This window comes from Cryptosporangium japonicum, from assembly GCF_039524755.1.
Classification (GTDB): Bacteria; Actinomycetota; Actinomycetes; order Mycobacteriales; family Cryptosporangiaceae; genus Cryptosporangium; species Cryptosporangium japonicum.
Genome location: NZ_BAAAGX010000029.1, coordinates 117,474 through 137,884, shown reverse-complemented (window position 1 = coordinate 137,884; position 20,411 = coordinate 117,474). Strand labels below are relative to the sequence as shown.

General features: G+C 72.2%; 14 protein-coding genes. 10 read left to right on the top strand and 4 right to left on the bottom strand.

Translation table 11 applies throughout. The features are described from left to right. Positions 1 to 9 precede the first annotated feature (9 nt). Positions 10 to 1,470: an alpha/beta hydrolase gene (locus ABD437_RS33840; RefSeq protein ID WP_344653040.1), complete on the top strand. Its 1,461-nt coding sequence runs from the start codon at positions 10 to 12 to the stop codon at positions 1,468 to 1,470. Between the two features lie 87 nt (positions 1,471 to 1,557). Then, positions 1,558 to 3,594: an MMPL family transporter gene (locus ABD437_RS33835; RefSeq protein ID WP_344653039.1), complete on the top strand. Its 2,037-nt coding sequence runs from the start codon at positions 1,558 to 1,560 to the stop codon at positions 3,592 to 3,594. Here ABD437_RS33835 and ABD437_RS33830 read toward each other — a convergent pair. Next, positions 3,585 to 5,828: a GmrSD restriction endonuclease domain-containing protein gene (locus ABD437_RS33830; protein ID WP_344653038.1), complete on the bottom strand. Its 2,244-nt coding sequence runs from the start codon at positions 5,826 to 5,828 to the stop codon at positions 3,585 to 3,587. The genes ABD437_RS33835 and ABD437_RS33830 overlap by 10 nt on opposite strands. Before the next feature lie 75 nt (positions 5,829 to 5,903). On the opposite strand from ABD437_RS33830, the gene ABD437_RS33825 reads away from it, so the two are divergent. The 6 genes from ABD437_RS33825 (at position 5,904) to ABD437_RS33800 (ending at position 15,024) form a co-directional block, all read left to right on the top strand. Next, a complete protein-coding gene (locus tag ABD437_RS33825; RefSeq protein WP_344653037.1) occupies positions 5,904 to 7,871 on the top strand; it encodes a UvrD-helicase domain-containing protein in 1,968 nt (655 codons plus the stop codon). A 109-nt stretch (positions 7,872 to 7,980) separates the two neighbouring features. Beyond that, a complete protein-coding gene (locus tag ABD437_RS33820; protein ID WP_344653036.1) occupies positions 7,981 to 9,282 on the top strand; it encodes a hypothetical protein in 1,302 nt (433 codons plus the stop codon). A gap of 17 nt (positions 9,283 to 9,299) precedes the next feature. After that, positions 9,300 to 10,748 carry a wax ester/triacylglycerol synthase domain-containing protein gene (locus tag ABD437_RS33815; RefSeq protein WP_344653035.1) on the top strand — a complete coding sequence of 483 codons (1,449 nt, stop codon included), beginning with the start codon at positions 9,300 to 9,302 and terminating at the stop codon, positions 10,746 to 10,748. Beyond that, positions 10,745 to 13,030: a glycerol-3-phosphate 1-O-acyltransferase gene (locus ABD437_RS33810; RefSeq protein ID WP_344653034.1), complete on the top strand. Its 2,286-nt coding sequence runs from the start codon at positions 10,745 to 10,747 to the stop codon at positions 13,028 to 13,030. The genes ABD437_RS33815 and ABD437_RS33810 overlap by 4 nt, the downstream gene beginning before the upstream one ends. Then, complete coding sequence (locus tag ABD437_RS33805) at positions 13,027 to 14,472, top strand: HAD-IB family hydrolase (RefSeq protein WP_344653033.1); 1,446 nt, start codon at positions 13,027 to 13,029, stop codon at positions 14,470 to 14,472. The genes ABD437_RS33810 and ABD437_RS33805 overlap by 4 nt, the downstream gene beginning before the upstream one ends. A 21-nt stretch (positions 14,473 to 14,493) precedes the next feature. Next, the gene (locus ABD437_RS33800; protein ID WP_344653032.1) at positions 14,494 to 15,024 is read left to right on the top strand and encodes a hypothetical protein; all 531 of its coding nucleotides are present in this window, start codon (positions 14,494 to 14,496) and stop codon (positions 15,022 to 15,024) included. A 2,261-nt stretch (positions 15,025 to 17,285) separates the two neighbouring features. On the opposite strand, the gene ABD437_RS33795 is transcribed toward ABD437_RS33800, so the two are convergent. Continuing rightward, positions 17,286 to 17,762, bottom strand: coding sequence for an SEC-C domain-containing protein (locus ABD437_RS33795; RefSeq protein ID WP_344653031.1), 477 nt, complete (start codon positions 17,760 to 17,762; stop codon positions 17,286 to 17,288). A 32-nt stretch (positions 17,763 to 17,794) separates the two neighbouring features. On the opposite strand from ABD437_RS33795, the gene ABD437_RS33790 reads away from it, so the two are divergent. Further along, positions 17,795 to 18,472 carry a histone deacetylase gene (locus ABD437_RS33790; RefSeq protein ID WP_344653030.1) on the top strand — a complete coding sequence of 226 codons (678 nt, stop codon included), beginning with the start codon at positions 17,795 to 17,797 and terminating at the stop codon, positions 18,470 to 18,472. On the opposite strand, the gene ABD437_RS33785 is transcribed toward ABD437_RS33790, so the two are convergent. Further along, a complete protein-coding gene (locus tag ABD437_RS33785; RefSeq protein ID WP_344653029.1) occupies positions 18,397 to 18,783 on the bottom strand; it encodes a hypothetical protein in 387 nt (128 codons plus the stop codon). The genes ABD437_RS33790 and ABD437_RS33785 overlap by 76 nt on opposite strands. Positions 18,784 to 19,116: 333 nt before the next feature. On the opposite strand from ABD437_RS33785, the gene ABD437_RS33780 reads away from it, so the two are divergent. Further along, on the top strand, positions 19,117 to 19,875 hold the full coding sequence (locus tag ABD437_RS33780; protein WP_344653028.1) for a PP2C family protein-serine/threonine phosphatase: 759 nt from the start codon (positions 19,117 to 19,119) through the stop codon (positions 19,873 to 19,875). A gap of 12 nt (positions 19,876 to 19,887) precedes the next feature. Here the strand turns inward: ABD437_RS33780 and ABD437_RS33775 are convergent, their stop codons facing one another. Continuing rightward, positions 19,888 to 20,340 carry a GNAT family N-acetyltransferase gene (locus tag ABD437_RS33775; protein ID WP_344653027.1) on the bottom strand — a complete coding sequence of 151 codons (453 nt, stop codon included), beginning with the start codon at positions 20,338 to 20,340 and terminating at the stop codon, positions 19,888 to 19,890. Between the last annotated feature and the right edge of the window lie 71 nt (positions 20,341 to 20,411).

Here is a 20,411-nt window from a genome sequence, read left to right as displayed (position 1 = left end):
TTTTTTCGCATGTCGATGACGAAGCGAATCGCGACCGTGATCACCCTCGCCGCACTGAGCGGAATCGCCGTTTCGGGAGCGCCGGCCCACGCCGCGGAAACGACAATGCGCTGGGGGGCGTGCCCGGACGAGCCCAGCGACTCGCGCCAGGTGTGCACCACCGTCGAAGTGCCGCTGAACTACGCCGACGAGGACGGCCCGACGATCGACGTCGCGGTCTCGCGGATCTCCACCGCGAAGCCCGGCCAGCGGCGCGGTGTGCTCGTGCTCAACCCCGGCGGCCCGGCGTTACCGGGGCTCGACACCCCGGGCCAGATCGTGTCCACGCTGCCGAAATCCGTGCTGGACCGCTACGACCTGGTCGGGTTCGACCCGCGCGGCGTCGGCCGGAGCACCCCGCAGAGCTGCGGCCTGCCCACCCCGGATCTCGCGAGCCTCTTCCCCTACCCGGCGGCCGACGGCTCGATCACGAAGAACGTCGAATCGGCTCGTGCGGTGGCGGAGAAATGCGCTTCCTCGGCGTCGGGAAAGAATTTGAAGTATTTCACGACGGCGAACACCGCCCGGGACCTGGACCGGATTCGGGTGGCGCTCGGAGAAAAGAAGATCTCCTATTGGGGACAGTCGTACGGCACATACCTCGGTGCGGTGTATTCGTCGCTGTTCGCCGCACGCACCGACCGGGTGATCCTGGAGGGCAACGTCGACCCCACCAAGGTGTGGGCCGAGCAGTACACGCTCTGGGGCCAGGGCATGAAGGACCGGTTCGCCGACCTGGCGCCGGGCGCGGCCACCGAGTACCTGACGCTCGTCGACCGGCTCGACCGTCGGCCCGCCACGATCCCCGGCACACCGGTGACAGTGACCGGCACGACGATCCGCACCCTCACCTACGGGCTGCTGCTGCACAACGAGACGCTGCCGCTGGTGCCCCAGGTCTGGACGGCCGCCCGGCACCTGGCCGACGGCACCCTGACCGCGGCCGACACCACGGTGCTCGCGCAGGTCTCGGCCGCCCAGCCGACCACGCCCGGTGTTCCCGCCGACAACCAGGCCACGATGGCGCTGGCCCTCACCTGCGGTGACACCGAGTGGTCGGACGACGTCGACGGTTACGCGGCCCGGACCGCGGCCGACCGCGAGGCCTACCCGCTGACCGGCGGCATGCCCGCCAACGTCTGGCCGTGCGCGTTCTGGAAGGACGCCCCGATCGAGGCACCGGTGACGGTCACCGACGACGGTCCGCGCAACGTCCTGATCCTGCAGAACCGACGTGACAACGCCACCCCGTGGGAGGGCGGCCTGGGCCTGCAGAAGGCGCTGGGGCAGCGGGCCGGGTTCGTCGGGGTCGACAACGGTGGGCACTACGTCTACCGCGCCGGCTCGGCGTGCGCCGACCGGGCCACCGTGGAGTTCCTCGCCGGCGGCCGCCTCCCGGCGAAGCAGCTGGACTGCACCGACGTCGCCTGAACCCCGCCCCCTCGCTGACGGCGCCCTCCGGGGCGCCGTCAGTCGTGCGTGCGTGGCCGGTGCGCGGCCCGGCCGATGCTGCCGCGCATGACCACACGACTTCAATCGCCCGAATCGACGCGTGCCCCGGAGCCCGATCCACCCCGGCTCGTCGGGCCCCGCACGAAGTTCCTGGTGGTGCTGTTCTGGCTGGTGCTCGCCGGGGTCGCGGCACCGCTGGCGATCAGCCTCACCAGCGTCCAGGACAACGACTCGCTGACGTCGGCACCGCACTCGTCCGAGGCCTACCGCGCGCAGCAGCGCGTCGAGCAGGCGTTCCCCGACGCGGACGCGCTGGTGGCGGTGGCCGTCTACACCCGCGACGGCGGCATCACCGACGCCGATCGCGCGGCGGTGGAGGCCGACCGGACCTCGTTCGCCCGGTACGCGATCGACGGCGTGCCACCGGCCGTGCCGAGCGAGGACGGCGAGGCCCTGCTGCTGTCGTTCCCGCTGCGCGGCGACCCGGACACGCAGTCCGCCGCGACCTCCGACATCCGCGACGCGCTCGACACCGGCGAGCCGGCGGGCCTGGAGACCGCGCTCACCGGCTCGGCCGGCGCGAGCGGCGACGTCTTCGACGCGTTCGAGGGCATGGACGTTCTGCTGGTGCTCGTCACCGCGGCAGTGGTGGCGGTCCTGCTGCTGGTGACCTACCGCAGCCCCGTGCTCTGGTTGATTCCGCTGCTGACCGTCGGGGTCGCCAGCCAGGTGGCGAGCGCGGTCGTCTACCTGCTGGCCAAGAACGCCGGGCTGAGCGTCGACCTGCAGGCACAGAACGTCCTGACGATCCTGGTGTTCGGGGCCGGCACCGACTACGCGCTGCTGCTGATCTCACGCTACCGGGAGGAGCTGCGCCGGCACGAGAACCGGCACCGCGCGATGGCGAACGCGCTGCGGCGGTCGTTCCCGGCGATCGCGGCGTCGGCGGCCACCGTCTCGCTCGCGCTGCTCTGCCTGCTGTTCGCGGATCTCAACAGCACCAGGGCGCTGGGCCCGGTGGCGGCGATCGGGATCGCCGCCGCGTTCGTCGCGATGACGACGCTGCTCCCCGCGTTGCTCGTGGTGTGCGGGCGGTGGCTGTTCTGGCCGTTCGTGCCCCGGGTCGGTGACACCACCGGGGACTCCCGCGGGTGGAGCGCGGTCGCGCGGTTCGTCGGGCGGCGTCCGGGCCGGGTCTGGGGCTCGACCGCGGTGATCCTGGCCGGGCTGGCGCTGGGCGCGACGACGCTCAGCCTCGGCATCCCGGCCGACGAGACGTTCACCGGCGAGGTCGGCTCGGTGACCGGTCAGCGCCTGGTCGCGCAGCACTACGCCGCGGGCACCTCGGCCCCGGCCGACGTCGTCGTGGACGCCGGTCGCGCCGACGAGGTCGTGGCCGCCGCGCGGGGCGTCGACGGGGTCACCGCGGTCGGTGCGCCGCGGGTTTCCGGGGACACCGCGGTGATCCCGGCCACGCTCACCGACCCGCCCGACAGCCAGGCCGCCGAGGACACGATCGACCGGCTCCGTGCCGCCGTCGACGGCACCGGTGCGCTGGTGGGCGGCCAGACCGCCGGCCAACTCGACACCGAGCGGGCGACCGACCGGGACCACCGCCTGCTCGTGCCGCTGATCCTCGGCGTGGTGTTCGTCATCCTGGTCGTACTGCTGCGGGCCCTGGTGGCCCCGCTGCTGCTCATCCTCAGCGTCGTGCTCTCGTACGCGGCCGCGCTCGGCGCGGCGGCCGGCGTGCTGCACCTGCTCGGCTATCCGCGGCTGGAGTACAGCATCGTGCTGACGACGTTCCTGTTCCTGGTGGCGCTGGGTGTCGACTACACGATCTTCCTGATGACCAGGGCCCGCGAGGAACGTTCGGTGCAGCGCGCGCTGGTGAGCACCGGCACCGTCATCACCAGCGCCGGCGTGGTGCTGGCGGCGACGTTCGCGGCCCTCTGCGTGCTACCGCTGACGCCGAGCCTGCAACTGGGCGTGATCGTCGCCGTCGGTGTCCTGATCGACACCTTCGTCGTCCGCTCCCTCCTGGTACCGGCCCTGGCCCTCCACACCGGCCGCCGCTTCTGGTGGCCCAGCCGTCACGCGTAGTCGAACTGGGCCAGTCGGGCGCGGGCGATGTCGAGTTCGTCGCTCGTGAACAGGCCGGCGAAGCGGGGATCGAGGATCAGCGCCTCGACGGTGAGGTCGAGGCGCCCCTTGTTCCACAGAGCGGTGAAACCGGTGCTCACGGTGGCCGAGGCCAGCAGGCGTTTCGCGGTCTCGACGGCGCCGTCCTCGGCGAGCATCGAGAGCAGGTAGGTGGCGTTGTAGCCGGTCTCGTCGCGGGCCTTCTGGTGGATCGCGACCATGGCCTGGTGGAATTCCTGCTCGGGGTCGGCCGCCACGACCGGCACCCGGCCGACGGCCGGTGCGACCGGTTCCTCCGGCGGCGGCTCCGCGCCGGCCTCCCGCCGACGCCGCAGCGCGTAGCCGCGTAACGCCTCGACCGACGTGAACACCTCGTAACCGAGTTCGGCCATCCGGGGCAGGTCGGCCTCGTCGGGGTCGAGTTCGAGCACGACCGGGGCGCCCTGGCCCGGCTGCAGCCCGTCGGGCCAGACCGCCTCGGCGACCGACAGCGCCCGGCCGGTCTCCGGGTCGGGGATCTCCGCGTCGCGCTCCGGAGCGGCCAGCCCGAGCCGGATCAGCTCCTCCACCAGGGCGCCGACCTCCTCGGCGCGGATGTCGATCTCGTCGTCACCGCCGGACCGCACCGCGACGCGCGGCAGGCGGGGCGCGTCGAGCCGGGCCCCGGCGTGCAACCCGTCGAGGAACTCGTTCGCGGCCGCGGCGAGCAGCTTCCGCCGCGCGGCGAGGAAGTCGCGGTACCGGTCCACCTGCCACAGCGACGGGTCGTCGGGCAGGCACTGGGACGCCAGCAGCCCCGGGAACATCTCCTCGGCGCCGCCCAGGTAGTCCTCGGGCCGACGCCGCGCCACCTCCGCCGCCGACTCCGGCGTCACCAGCACGTAGTTCGCGATCGCGTTGATCTCCGCGGGCCGGTAGCCGGCCCGGGAGAGCAGCGCCTTGCCGAACAGCGGCTGCACCTGGAAATCGCCGACCCGCTCGCCGGTCGCGAAGTCACGCGCCCCGAGCACCCGGCCGACCAGGTAGACCAGCGGGTAGTACCGGGCGCCCTTGCCCGCGCCCTGCAGGTCGTCGGCCTTGATGACCAGCGACCGACGCCACCGCCGCAGCCGGCCGATCAGGTCGTCGACACCGCGCGGCCCGGAGACGGTCGCCAGGTCCTGGTTGAGGTACGTCTCGGTGGAGCCGGCGAACCGGCCGGAGAGCGCCGCGTGCACGTACCAGTACAGCGCCCGGTCGCGCTGCAGCGGATCGACGAACTCGCCGCCGTTCTCCGACAGCAGCCGGGAGAGCACCGCGATCGCCGGACGGCCCGGCAGCACCCGGGCGTGGTCGAGCCCGAGCCGCGACGCGATCTCGTCGAGCACGAGGTTGATGTGGTCGGCGGCGTCGGTGAGGGCCTGCTCGAACTCGTCGGCCGAGACGTCGTCGAGCGCGGAGAACGGCGCCCGCCCGGTCGCGACCGCGTTGACGTTGCGCAGCAGCCAGTCGAGGGTGAAGTCGTAACCCTCGTCGTCCCAGCGGTGCAGGTACGAGCGCATCGTGGGCCGGGCGCCCGACCACTCGGCGCAGATCTTGGCCAGCGCCAGGTCGCCCTTGGAGAGCTTGGTGCCGCCGGAGTTGACCCGGTTGAAGATCTCGACGACGACGTCGGTCGTCTTGTCGGGCCCGGTGATCTGCTCGGCGTGGAAGTCCTTCTCGAGCAGGTTCTGCAGCTTCATCAACTTGCCGACGTGCTGCCAGTTCTTGGCGTCCGATGCGAGCCGTTCGATCTGCCGTTCCGCACCGTGGACGAACAGCTCGGTGACGTCGATCCAGAGCGGGTCGTCCTTCATCTTCACCGGGGCGTAGAACTCGAACGACTCCTCGGCGACGTGGAAGCGTAAGCCGGTGAACGCGGCCGGGTCGCCCTCGAAGAACGCCGGCGGACGGCCCCGGGTGACGCCGTACAGCGACGTGACCCGCTGCTGGCCGTCGAGCAGCAGCTGCCGGACGCCGCCGCCGGGGCCGCCGCGGACGGCCTTGTCGGTGGTGTCGGTCTCCCAGACCAGCAGCGACCCCACCGGATACCCCAGGTAGAGCGACCGCATGAACCCGCGGACCTGGTCGCGGTTCCACACGTACCCGCGCTGGAACTCCGGCAGGAGCATCGACCCGGCATCGATCTGGTCGAGGATCGTGCTCAATCTCGCCATCGGTCTCCCCCGGGTGTTCGCCTGGCTCCCCTGGTCTATCAGACTGGGCACAGAAGGAGCGGATGGAGGCATCTCGTGGCACAGCTGGCCTTACACGTCGAGTTCCTGGGCGAGTTCGGCCGCCTCGAACCCGGCCAACGGGCCCAGGTGCGGGCCGCCCTGGACCGGCTCACCCCGGAGCAGGTTCCGGGCGCGCGTGACCCTCGGCTCGAGGTCGCGCGGCTGACCGACGAGCTCTCCGCGGTCGTCGCCGCACCGGGTGACGTCCCGCTGCTCCTGGGAGTTCGGCGCGACGCCGAGGCCTGGGCCAGGTCGCACGTGCTCTCGGTGAACGCGGCCTCGGGCGTGTTGGAGATCACCGACGCCGACGAGCTCGAGCGCCTCCTTCCCGACCTGCGCAAGGCCGCCGACGAGGCGCCGACGCTCCTGTTCGCCCGGCTGAGCGACGCCCAGCTGCGCGGCGCCGGCATCAGCCCCGACGTGCTCGCCGTCGCCCGCACGGTCGGCACGCTCGAGCAGCTGCGCGAGCTGGCCGGCATCCTGCCCGAAGCGCAGTACGCGACCCTGCACCTGCTCGGCGACGGTCTCCCTCCGACCACCTCCGGGCCCGAGTTCGACCTCGACGACCTGGCCGGGGCGATCCGCCGCTCCCAGGGCCGGATCGCCCTCACCGACGACGTCGACGCCCTGCTCTCGATCGCCCCCTCGCGTCAGCGCGCGTTCCTGCACCCGGAGCAGGAGGCCGTGGCCTACCGGCCCAGCTTCGCCGGCCCGGCCACGATGTTCGGCGGCCCCGGCACCGGCAAGACCGTCACCGCGCTCCACCGCGTCCGCCACCTGGTGCTGCGCGACCCGACGTCGCCGGTGCTGTTCGTGACGTTCTCCGACGAGTTGAGCGTCGCGGCCGAGCGTGACCTCGCGCAGATCCTGGACGAGCGGCACCGGGTCGCCGTCCGGGTCGCGAGCGTGGGGCAGTTCGCGTCCGAACTGGTCACCGAACGCTACGGCGCCCTGCGCCTGCTCACCGACGAGGAGTACGCCCGGCTCTGGGCGGACGCCTCGCGGCGAACCGGCGGCACGTACGGGCCGGCGTTCGTCCGCCGCGAGTGGGAGAGCGTCGTGTTCGGCAACGACGTCGCCGACCTCGACGGGTACCTCGCGGCCGACCGGCGGGGCCGGGGCCGGCGGCTGAGCACCGGCCAGAAGCAGCAGCTCTGGCCCGCGCTGGCCGAAGCGAGCCGGGTGCTGCTCGCCACCGGTGTGTGGACTCCGCTCACCGTCGCCGACCGGGCCGCCGCGCTGCTGGCGGAGCGGACGGAGAAACCGTTCGCGCACGTGGTGGCGGACGAGGTGCAGGATCTGCACCCGGCGCAGTGGCGGCTGCTGCGTGCCGCGGTCGCGCCGGGGCCGGACGACCTGTTCCTCACCGGGGACCCCCACCAGCGCATCCACGGGTACCGGGTGCGGCTCGACCGGCTCGGGGTGGACGTCGGCGGGCGGTCGACGCGGCTGATGGTGAACTACCGCACGACCGCGGAGATCCTGGACTGGGCGATGCGGGTGCTCTCCGAGTCCGACTCCGACGACCTCGACGGCGGGATCGACTCGATGCGCGGGTACCGGTCGGTGCGCCACGGTCCGGAGCCCGAGGTGGTGGGGTACCCGACGGCGACGGCCGAGCTCGACGGTCTGGTCACGACGGTGCGTGCGTGGCACGCGGACGGCGTCGACTGGTCGGACATCGGGGTCGCCGCCCGGACGCCGTCGATCGCGCGCAGTGCCGTCTCCGCGCTGGGCCTCCCCGACGTCACCGTCGGCACGATGCACGACCTGAAGGGTCTGGAGTTCCGCCGGGTGGCGTTGATCGGCGTCACCGGAGGAACGCTGCCCGACCCCGCCGCGCTGACGCCGGAGGACGACGACCCGGTGGCCTACGCGCTCGACCTGCAGCAGGAGCGGTCGGTGTTGTTCGTGGCCGCGACCCGGGCGAGCGATGTGCTCCGCGTGTCCTGGTGGGGCTCACCCAGTTCAATACTTCCCTGATACGCCCTCGTATCACTAGCGTCCCGATATCTCGGATAAAACCGGGATTATCAATTGATACCGGGGCGTCGTCGTCGCACCGCGAGAATCGGTGGAAGGATCTTGGCTCATGAGCCAACGGAGTAGCCGGCGGAAGTCGTCACACCTCTCCCTGGCCACTCCCCCGACCGAACCCGCGTCGGCCCACCCGGCCGACGCGCTGCCGGAGAACCTGGTGCGGCTGCTGTTCCAGCAGGCCGCCGACCTGGCCGAGCAGAACGATCCGATCCAGGCCGAGCTGTGGTGCTCCGACGTGCTCGGTGCGGTCTGGGCGGCCACCGACGGTGACCCGGCCGCCGAAGAGACGTTTGTGGACGCCTGGATCGCGGCCGCCGGCGGACCGGCGACGGCGCCCGACGCCGGGATGGCCGCGCTGACCGTGCTGGGCATGCTGGCCGGGAGCTCGCCGATGCGGCGGGCGGCGTCCGCGGCCGCCGAGCGTCTCGGGGTGGCACCGCCGCCGTGGGCCGCCGAAGCCGTCTCCGCCGGGGAGTGCTGGCACTACGGCGACGTGTTCGGCGATCAGGAGACGATCCTGTGCGCGTTCCGCCGTGGCCGCACCGAACACGCGATGCTCGTGCTCGTCGACCACACGCTCGGCGGCATCGCGAAAGACGTCTTCTTCACCCAGGCGGTGGCCGACAGCCTCGCCGACCTGCAGTACGAACTGGCCGCGACGCCGGTCGCGTTCCTCGAGCCGATCGAACCGGCCGTGGCCCGCCGGCGCCTGCAGCGGGCGTTCGCGCTGACCGACGCGCGGGTCGAGCCGCGCGTCAACGACGACTTCGCGCCCCACCGGGCGCTGGCGCTGGCCCGGATCCGGCAGCTCCCGCCGAGCATCGAGACCGGCACGCTGGGCGGCGTCGTGTCGCCGGACGCTCTGATCACCGAGTTCATCGACGCGCCGGAGGCCGCCGAGCTGCCCGACCGCGACCAGGCCGAGCAGTGGGCGCGCCTGCTGATCGACCGGGCGCTGGCGCACGCCGACGCACCGGCCAGGGTGGGCCCCGGCGTGCTCGACGAGCTGCTGCTCGTCGACGTCCCGGACCACGCACTGCTCGACGCCGCGGCGAAGAACGCGATGCCCGCGGTGCTGACCGCCTGGATCCGCTGGGCCGGGCACCGGCAGGGGCTGTCCGCGGCCGCGATCACGTGGCTGGAGACCGCGCTGGAGGAGATCCTGGACGAGTTCCCGGAGGCCTACCGCGAACCGGCCGCGGTGGCCCACCGCAACACCTGCCCCGACACCGTCGATCTCCGGACGAGTCGCCCAGCTCAGCTGCACAGTTGGCCGCAGCGGACACCGATCTCGTCAACTGTGTTGCGCGCCACATCCGGGGCGGGAAAAGTGGGACGCGCTCGACCGAAATAACCGCTTCGGGAGGTGTGGTGTCCGGGCTCCAACTCCCGCCGAGTGCGGTCGACGTCGACTACGGCACGCTCGGCTGGGGTGCCAGCCGGACGATGTCGGACTTCGAGGCCGGTATGTGGCGGCTGGAGACCGCCGAGCCGCGGTTACGGTCCACGATCGCCGCGGTCGACGTGCTGGACACCGCGCCCGACTGGGAACGGCTCGTCGCCGCGCACGAGTGGGCGCTGGGCATCGTCCCCCGCTTCGGGATGCGTGTGGTCGACCCGCCGTTCGGCCTGGGCAAGCCGGTCTGGTCGGTCGACCCGGAGTTCGACCTGGGCTACCACCTCCGCCGGGTGAAGCTCGCCGAGCCGGGCACGTTCGAGGCGGCGCTGGAGCTGTGCCGCACGATCGTCGACCGGCCGTTCGACCGCGCCCGGCCGCCGTGGGAGGCGCTGCTGATCGAGGGGCTGGCCGACGGCCGGGCGGTGTACCTGCTCAAGACCCACCACAGCATCACCGACGGCATGGGCGGCATGCAGCTGGTCACGTTGCTGCACAGCCGCCGCCGGGAGCCCACCCCGCACAAGCCGACCGGCGTCGCACCGCCGCCCGAGCACCTGACCGGCCTGGGCGCGCTGCAGGAACAGCTGACCGACCGGGTACGGACGCTGCCGTCGGCGATGAGCGCGTCGGTGCGCACCGGGCTGCAGCTGGTGCGCAGCCCGGCGAACGCGATCGAGTTCACCCAGTCGCTGCTGCGGATGGCCGCTCCCCCGTCGTGCCCGCCGTCGCCGCTGCTGCGTGCGCGCGGGCTGGGCCGCCGGTTCGGCACGCTCGAGGTGACGGTGGACGAGTTGCGCGCGGCGGCGAAATCGGCCGGCGGCTCGCTCAACGACGCGTACCTGGCCGCGCTGCTCGGCGGTTACCGGCGTTACCACGAGGCCTTGGACGCGCCGGTCACGCAGTTGCCGATCGGGATGCCGATCAGCCTGCGGGGATCGGCGGATTCGATGGGCGGCAACCGGTTCGGCGTCGCGCGGTTCGCGGCGCCGGTCGGGACGCCGGATCCGGCCGAGCGCATCCGGCGCGTCCGTGAGCTGGTGCTCGACGCCAGGGCCGAGCCCGCCGCCGACATCCTGTCGCTGGCCGCACCGGCCCTGTCGCGGTTGCCGGTGGCGGCGGTCGCGCGCTGGTACCTCGGGCAGACGTCGCTGATCGACCTGCAGGCCAGCAACGTGGCCGGCATCCCGGTGCCGGTATACATGGCCGGAGCGCGGATCGACCGGATGTTCCCGTTCGCACCCGCGCCGGGGTGCGGTGTGATGGCGACTCTCGTCTCGCACACGGGGGTGTGCTGCATCGGCGTCACGATCGACACCGCGGCGGTGACCGAGCCGGACCTGTTCCTGCGTTGCCTTTCCGAGGGTCTGGACGAAGTGCTGGCCCTGGGGCGCCGGAAGCCACGCAAGAAGGGGGCGCGATGAAGCTTTACCTGGTGCAGACGGAGACCCCACAGGAACGGCAGATCATCGCCGCGTGGCTCACCACGCAGTTCGAGGACCGGGCCGACGACGACGGCCGTCTCGTCGTCGACCTCGCCGACGAGAAACTGCACGAGATCCTGGCCGACGCCGACGACCTGCTGGTCGAGCCGCTGCGCGTGGTCTGGCTCCCGGAGAACGAGGACGACCGGCCGCTGACCCGGCTGGGGGCGGCGATCGCGCGGCGGGGCAACCGGCGTACCCGGTCCGGTGCCCAGCGGCTGATCATGCGCGGCGGCACCGATCGGTACCAGGTCCTGGTCGGGAAGCCGGCGACCGTCGGTGAGCTGCGTTCACGCTGGGAGTCGTCCGGGAGCCGGGGTGGCTTCGGCCGGTTCGTCGAGCGTCAGGCCGTGCTCGCGCTCGACCGGGCCGAGCGGGCGCTGATCGGCAGCCAGTACAAAGTCGCCCGGTACGTGGTGGAGGAGATCACGGCGTCGCCGCGCTTCCGCACCGGCGTCGAGCGGCTGGCCGACGAGTTGGACCTCTCCGTCGACGAGGTGCAGCAGCGGGCGCTGGCCGCGCTGAACCAGATGGTCGCGGCGCAGAGCCGGCGGGCGATCGACGCCTGGAACCGGCTGGGGCGCTACTTCGCGCGGGCGTACAAGCTGGTGGTGGACGACCGTGGCGCCGACTCGCTGCGCTCGCTGGGGCAGAAGTATCCGCTGGTGTTCCTGCCCAGCCACCGCTCGTACCTCGATCCGCTGGTGCTGCGTCCGGCCCTGCTCGCCCACGGGCTGCCGCTCAACCACGTGATGGGCGGCGTCAACATCGACTTCTGGCCGGTCGGGCCGTTGACGCGGCGCAGCGGCTACGTCTTCATCCGGCGCAGCATCGCCGACGACGCCGTGTACCGCTGGGTGCTCCGCGAGTACATGGGTTATCTGCTCTCCAAGCGCTTCAACCTCGAGTGGTACATCGAGGGCGGCCGCTCGCGCACCGGCAAGCTCCGCCCGCCGCGCTACGGGCTGCTGACCTACCTGGCCGAGGCGTTCCGCTCGAGCGGCGTCGAGGACGTCTACCTGGTGCCGGTGTCGCTCAGCTACGACCAGCTCTACGAGGTGGGGCTGATGGCCGAGGAGGCCCACGGCGGTACCAAGCCGGCCGAGAGCTTCGCCTGGCTGCTGCGGTTCAACCGGGCGCAGGACAGCCAGCGTGGCGTCGTCCAGGTGCGGTTCGGGGAGCCGCTCTCGCTGCGTGACGCGCTGGCCGACGAACCCGACACCCGGCTGGCCGTGCAGAAGACCGCGTTCGAGGTCTCGCACCGGATCAACGAGGCCAGCCCGGTGATGCCCCGGTCGCTGGTGACGCTGGCACTGCTCGGCATCGAGGACCGCGCGCTCACCGTGGCCGAGGTGGCGTCGGTGCTCGACCCGCTGGTGGCGTACTTCGCGTCGCGTGAGCTCGCGGACCGCTCCGCGCTCGGGCTGGCCGACGACCGGGGCGTCCGGCAGACGCTCGACGACCTGGCCGGCGCCGGCGTCGTCGAGCGCTACGACAAGGGCATCGAGCCGGTGTACCGGGTGGGGCCGGATCAGCACCTGGTCGCGGCGTTCTACCGGAACAACACGATCCACTTCCTGGTGGTTCGGGCCGTGGCCGAGTTGATGCTGCAGGCCGTGTCCGAGGCGTCTCCCGACGATGTGCTCGACTACGGGTGGAACGCGGCGCTGGCCCTGCGTGACCTGCTGAAGTTCGAGTTCTTCTTCAGCGACAAGGAAGCGTTCCGGGCCGAGTTGCACCGCGAGCTGGCGCTCATCGACCCGTCCTGGCGCTCGCGGATCGCCGATCCGGACGGCGCCGCCACGTTGCTCGGGTCGCTGCGGGTGCACCTGGCCCACCGGGTGCTGCAGCCGTTCCTGGAGGCGTACTGGGTGGTGGCGCAGCGGCTGGCCGCCCGCGACCCGCGGACGCCGGTGGAGACCAAGGCGTTCACCCGCGAATGCCTGGACGTCGCCCGCCAGCTCCGGATGCAGCAGCAGCTGGCCAGCACCGAGTCGATCTCCGGCGAGCTGTACGCGACCGCGCTGAAGCTGGCCGCCAACCGCGACCTGGTCGACCCGGGCCGCGAGGAGCTGCGCACCGCCCGCGAGGCGTTCGCCGCCGAGATCGACGCGTGGGTGCGGCGCGTGCGTGCCGTCCGGGCCCTGGCCCTGGCGGAGCCGGACCACGTGGCGCCCGCGGTGACGCTGAGCGCCCGGCGTCCCGGGGTGTCCCGGTCGTGAAGCTCTCCGACCGGCTGGCCGCGATCGCCGCCGGACCGCAGGGGCCGAGAGTCGGCGCGTTCTTCGACCTCGACGGCACGCTCATCGACGGCTACACGGCGGTGTCGGTCTACCGCGACCGCATCCGCAAGCGCGACGTCGGCCTGCGTGAGCTCGGCCAGACGCTCGGGCTCGCGCTCGACATGCGGCTGCGTGGCGCCGACCTCGACGCGCTCGCCGCCTTCGCGGTCGGCGCGCTGGCCGGACGCCAGGAGGAAGACCTCGAGGAGTGGGGAGAGCGGCTGTTCCGCCAGGAGATCGCCGGTCTCGTCTACCCCGGCGCCCGGCTGCTGGTGGAGGCGCACCGGCGCGCCGGGCACAAACTCGTCATGGCGACGTCGGCGACCTGGTTCCAGGCCTGCCCGGTGGCGAACGATCTGGAGTTCGACGAGGTGCTCTGCACCCGGCACGGCGTCCGCGACGGGATGCTCACCGGTGAGCTCGACGGTGGCTCGCTCTGGGGCCCGGCGAAGGCCCGCGCGGTCGAGGGGTACGCGGCGCGGGCCGACGTCTCCCTCGCCGACAGTTACGCGTACTCCAACGGCGCCGAGGACGTGCCGTTCCTCGCGCTCGCCGGCTACCCGTGCGCGCTCAACCCCGACGGGGACCTCCCGGCCGCGGCACGCCTGCACGAGTGGCCGATCCTGCGCCTCGACCCGCCGGGCAGCCGGTTCAGCGCGGCCGCGGTGGTGCGCACCGGCGTCGCACTGGGTGCGCTGTTGGGGTCGGTGGGGGTCAGCGCCGGCGTCGGTCTGCTGAGCCGGTCCCGCGCCACCGCGGCCAACCTGGCCGGTTCGATCGGCCCCGACCTGGCCCTGACCCTGGCCGGGGTGCGGGTGAACGTCCACGGCGAGGAGAACCTGTGGGCGCGGCGGCCGGCCGTGTTCATGTTCAACCATCAGAGCAGCCTCGATCTGGGCGTGCTGGGCAGCCTGATCCGCCGTGACATCACCGCGGTGGTGAAACGGGAGGCGCGCTCGGACCCGCGGTTCGCCGCCATCGGCGCGCTGCTGGACGTGGCGTACGTCGACCGCTCGGCCGGCCGGGGCCGGGCCGCCCTGGAGCCCGCGGTGGCCCGGTTGAAGGCCGGCACGTCGATCGCGATCGCACCCGAGGGCACGCGCTCCCCGACGCCCCGATTGGGCCGCTTCAAGAAGGGCGGCTTCTACCTGGCGATCGAGGCCGGGGTACCGATCGTGCCGATCGTGATCCGGAACGCCGGCGACCTGATGTGGCGCGATTCGCTGCTCGTGCACCCGGGCACGGTCGACGTCGCGGTGCTTCCCCCCGTCGAGACCGCGGACTGGCCGGTGGACGAGGTCGAGAAGCTGGCGGAATCGGTGCGCACGCAGTTCGACTCCACGCTGCGGAATTGGCCTGTGGAAAGTGGGAACGGGCCGTAGTTGCGTCGCTACCGTTGAGGGATGTGGGTGGTGCGCGCGCTGGCGGCGGTGTCTCTCGTCGCCCTGGGCGGGTGCGGTGCGGGCGAGAGCTACGGCTCACTGCCGCCGCCTGCGCATTCATCGTCCGCGGCGTGTGCCGCAGCGGGCTGCGGTGAGGCGGAGGTCGTCGTCGCGCAGTACCGCCGCTTCTGGGCCGAGTCGTTACCGGCCGCGTCGGGGGCGGCGCCTGGGCTACGGCGGGCGGTGCTCGCTCCGGTCACCGCGGAGCCGGAGCTCACGCATCTGGTGCGGAGCTTGGCCGTGCTCGACGGGAAGGGGCAGCGGAGTTACGGCACGGATGCGCCGGTGTCGCAGACGGTGCGGGTGAATGGGCTGGCCGCGCAGGTGGATGGTTGTCTGGATTCGAGCCGCTCGGGCGTGGCCGACGCGATCACCGGAAAGCCGATCACTCGGGGGGTGGCGCGCAATCCGGTGAGCGTGGAGATGGTTCGCGGCCCCGACGAGATTTGGCGCGTAGCGGCGGTTACGTATCCCGGGGATACGACGTGTTGAGGTTTTTGCGGGGCGTGGCCGGCTTCGCGTGGTGGCCGGCGGGCGCTAGGCATGCCGCGTACGGGCGTGCGGAGGTCGGCGCCGTGAGCACTGTTGGAGGCGCTGGGCATACGGCGGGCTGCCCGGATGCTGCGGCCGTGCAAGTGGTGCCCGACGGCAGGAGCTTCGCTATTGCGCGCGGGAACCTCGCTGCCACGCTCAGACGGCTCGCGGACAAGCGCTGGCCTGCGAAGACCGGCGCTGTTGGAGCCGCCGGGACCGGGTGTACCGAGACTGCCGCCGCACGGCTTGCGGCCATCGGCCGGATGGCTGCGATCGGGCGCGGGGGCCTCATCGCCGCTCTTGGACGCCTCGCGAACACGCGCGGGTATCCGGGGGCCAGCGCCGCTGGAGCCGGGCATGCCAAAGCTGCCGCCGCACCGACTGCGGCCACCGGCGGGCGCCCCGCGGTTGCGCGCGGGGGCATCGCAACGACGCGCGAGTATCCGGAGGCGGGCACTGCTGGAGCCGCCGTCTGCATCTCGATCGGGCGCACCGACGCTGCCGCCGCGTCGCTTGCAGCCATCAGCAGAAGCCCTGCGATCGCGGACGGGGCCCTCGTTACCGCTCCTCGGCGCCTCGTAGCCGCGATCGTGGTCGTGGCTGTGCTCGTGGCCGGCGTGGTGTGTGGGACCGCTGGGTCGGCGTGGGCGGACGACGATCCGGTGACCGTCACCGGGGACAACCGGCGCTCGGTGGACATCCGGGTCCGCGACGAAGGACCGGGCGCAGCGGGGCGCACGAAACCCCGCCGGCCGACCGCCGCAGACGCCCCCGAGGCCTGGGACGAATGCCATGAACGCAACAGCGCCTATGGCACCGCGTGCCTGGCCGCAGCCGGCGGAACCACTCCGCGCGGCGACAGCGTCGTCACTTTGGCCCTCGAAGCCCGCAGCCGGCTGACACTCCCACTCCCCGCTCCGACCGTGAGCCCGAGAGTCCGGTTCAAAGACGGCCGCACCGGGGGCCTCACCGGCGCCCCGACCTGGCTCTGGACCGACCCGACCCACTGGTCCCCGAACGGCACTCCCCTTGTCCGCTCAGCTCGTGCAGGCGAGGTGTCAGCCTTGGTCAGCGCGGCTCCCGTGCGCATCGTCTGGCACCCCGGAGACGGCACAACAGTGGTGTGCCGCAGCCCTGGCACCCCGTTGACCGATCCACGCCAGGGCAGCGCAGGCTCACCCGACTGTGGCCACACGTACCGCCGCACCTCAGCCGACCAGCCAAACGCCCGCTACCGCGCAACGGTCGGCATCACGTGGGCCGTCACCTGGTCCGGCTCCGACGGCAGCGGCGGCACCTTGGCCCCTTTGATCGTCACCACCATCGTCGACTACACAGTCCGAGAGGCCCGAGCCCAACTAACCAGCCCATAGCCGCGCAGCTAGAGATCGGGCGCGACTCAGTCCGGCACGACTTAGACCGACGCGACTCAGACCGACGCGACTCAGACCAGGCGCGACTCAGACCAGGCGCGACTCAGACCAGGCGCGACTCAGACCAGGCGCGACTCAGACCAGGCGCGACTCAGACCAGGCGCGACTTAGACGGGGCGCACCTCAAACCGGGGCGCGGATACAGGCTGGTGTGCTGTGAGCCTCCGGGGCTAAGCACTTCGGCGTGGGGAGAAGCTGAGGCCTGTGCGCTCTCACCAGCCCCGTCCAGGCCAGCTCACCTCCCATGGCCGAGCCCAGCCCAAGGCCCCTGGCTCACCAACCCACCAGCGCTCAAATCGCGCCCATCCGACCAAGCTCGCAGGCCGCACGCAGCTCGCAGGCCACACGCAGCCCGCCAGCCTCCTGCCCTCGCCCCATCCGACCAGTCATCAGTCACACAGAGCCCATCGACCTCCCGGCCCCCCACCATTGCCCAGCCCGCCCGCTGTGCGTGCACAACTCACCGGCCCGCGAGCTACCCGGCTAGCCAGCCCGCGATCGATCCCGGCTGACCACCCACCTACGATCCCGGCTGATCTCCCCCGCCGACCCTCCCGCCTGGTCACCGCCGCCGACCCACCCGACTGATCACCACCGCCGACCCACCCGGCCGATCTCCCCCGCCGACCCACCCGGCCGAGCCACCTCGCCGATGACCCCGACCGATCGGTCCGCCGATAAGACACGGCCGATCCAGGCCCGGCTGCCTAGCCCGTCACCGGGATGAGGGTCACGTCGGCCGGTGACCGTGCCCGATCGGGCAGCCCAAAGCGCCCCCGAAACAGATCAGGTACTAGCCGCGCAACAAATGCGGTAAGGGTCGCCGGAGCCGCACCAGCACTTCTGGCCCGGAGACGGCGGCCATGAGGTCACCCGGCCTGCCCTTCCCAGCTCCGCCGCGTACGCCGCCCTGGTTTCGCTGGCCACGACGTCGAGATCCCGCTCCTGAGCGAACTCCGCCAAACCCTCCACGGTCACCGCGGCCACGCCGAAGGACGCCTCCGAATCCTCGGACTGGGCTCGGAGCATGTCCTCGACGTTGCGGCGGTGGGTGGCGTGGTCGTCGCCGTATTCGGGGACGAACTGGGGCCAGCGTGCGGCCATCGCGTCCCACTGGTCGGCCGGCCAGTACACCAGCACGCGCAGGCTCTTGGTGCGCTGCGGTTTGCGTCCCTTGCGCTGGCCGCGGACACGCGCGAAGCCGCGCAGGAACGAGTCGATCCGGGCGTCCAGGGTCGGCTCGGCTGGTCCGGGCTCAGTCACGTCGTCGAGCGTACTCAGGCAGGCTGAGTGGTGTGAACGACCTGGTGTGGTACGTCGCGTACGGCTCGAACATGCACGCCGACCGGCTGCGCTACTACCTCGCCGGTGGCCGGCCCGCCGGCGCGGCACGCACCTACCCGGGCTGCCGCGACACCAGCCCGCCGCGGCGCACCGAACCGGTGTTCCTCGACGGCGGGATCTACTTCGCGCTCGAGTCGCGCACCTGGACCGGCGGCATGGCGTTCTACGACCCGCGCTTACCCGGCCGCGCCGCCGGACGCGGATACCTGCTCGGCGCCGGCCAGTTCGCCGACATCGCCGCGCAGGAGATGGCCCGGCGGCCCGACGTCGACCTGGACCTGACCGAGGCGGTCACGACCGGCCGCGCGACGCTGGGCCCGGGACGCTACGAGACGCTGGTGTGCCCCGGCGTGCTCGACGGGCACCCGATGCTGACGTTCACCGCGCCGTGGGCCTGCGCCGACGTGGAGCTCAACCCACCGGCACCGCGCTATCTGGGGATCATCGCCAGCGGCCTGCAGGAGGCGCACGGCTGGGACCCCGAGACGCTCACCGCGTACCTGGCCGAACGGCCCGGCATCCGCGGGCACTGGAGCCCGGACGCGATCAGATCTCACACCAGCGGCGGCGGAACGACCTCGCCGGACGCCGCCGACCCGAACAGCAGTTGCCAGCGCGATATTCGATAACCGAGTTCCCGGCCGAAACACCGTTTCCCGACGGGCGCGAAGTAGTCGAGCGCCCGCCCGTCGGGAACGTGGATCCGCGCCCCCACCCGGACGCCGTCGGGCCGGCGGTCGCAGACCGAGAGCGCCCGCACCCGCCGGCCGTCGTGCTCGTCGGCATCCAGCCAGGCCTCACCGGCCACGCCGCCGCCCTGCCGGGCCACGAGGTAGGTCTGGTGGCTGCCGCCCTCGGCGAAGTACTGGACGCCGAACGCGACCGGCCCGCCGCCGGAACCGGCGACGAGCGACAACACGATGACGAGAACGATGTTCACGAGATACCTCCAGGGGGATCGGACGCATCGAGAATGCGCCCGGAACGCCCGGGAAAGGCGGTTGTCCACCGGTGCCGAGCGTCGTCCACGGCCTCGCGGATCGAGGTTGACAGGCGCCACGTCGGGGCCACCGCCGGACGCGGTGGCGTGGAGTGGGTACCATCCGCGCGGTGACGTCGGTCAACGGCGTCCACAGTGAGCGCGGGTCCGGGCACGGGCATCGCCCCGGAGTCCAGGACGTCGCTGCTTTCTCCGCCCGCGCGGCGCGGAAAGCGGCACAGGATGCTGGCGGGGCATAGCCTGTCGCCACAGAGCCGGTACGAGGAGGTCACGGTGACCAGGGTCGACGTAGTCGCGGTGACGCATCGCGGCCTGGTCCGCGGCCGCAACGAGGACACCTTGGCGGTGGCCGGGTTCCTCTCCGGGGCGTTCGAGAACGAGCCGGTGCGCCTGGAAGTGAACACCGCTCGCCCGGTGTCGTTCCTGGTGGCCGATGGGCTGGGCGGCCACGTGGAGGGCTTCCGGGCCAGCCGGCTCGCGGCCGCGCTGCTCAGCGACGCCACGCCGGAGCTGCACGACGAGGAGACGATCGTCTCCGCGGTCCGTGGCGCCAGCGACGCGGTGTTCGCCGAGATGGCGCACAACCCCGACTGGTACGGGATGGGCACCACGGTCGTGGGCCTGGTGCTCGACGGGGACCGCGCGTTCTGCCTGAACGTCGGCGACAGCCGCTGTTACCGGGTGGGCGACGACGGCTCGCTCGACCAGCTCTCGATCGACGACTCGCCCCCGCTGGACCCGGCCTCCGGCCGCCGGTTCACGACGATCGTCACGCAGACGCTCGGCGGCACCCGTCAGGAGAGCGTGATCCACCCGCACGTCTCCGTGCACCGGGTCGTCCCCGGGGACCGGTTCCTGCTCTGCAGCGACGGCCTCACCGACTACAGCGAGCCCGAGGCCCTCCCGGCCGCCCTCGCGAACCCGCACGCCGACCCGGTCGACAGCGTCAACGCGCTCCTGCACGCCGCGTTCGAAGGCGGCGGCAAGGACAACGTCTCGATCATCCTGCTCAAAGTCGCCGAGATCGACTAAAGCCGAGATCGATCAGGCGAGCCGCCGCCGCATCACCACGCCGTGACCGCGGCGCCCGGCCTCCACCACGACCTGATAGCCCAGCCGCGCGTACAACCGCTGCGCACCCGTGTTGTCGGGCTCCACACCGAGCTCGGCGTACCCGAGCCCACGCCGACGGATACGCTCCTCCGCCGATCGCACGAGCAGCGTGCCGATACCGCAGGAGCGGAACGCCGGGTGCACCACCACCTGCCACAGCCAGCCGGCCCCGGGGCTGCGCCCGTAGTCGACCCCGCCGATGCCCAGCGGTAGGTCGCTGGGACCACACACGGCCAGGTAGTCGACCACCCCGGCGGACCGCCGACCGAGCGCGGCGGCGATGAAGCGCAGCCGGGTCGGTGACCCGGTCCACGCGCAGCCCGCGAGATCCTCGTGGAGAAGATCGCGGACGATCAGGTCGACGGTGACCCTGGCGTCAGCCATGGATTCATTGTCGGCCGCGTCACGGCCGGAGTCAGCCGTTCAGCGCGACGAGCGTGGCTGTCCCGCCGGCG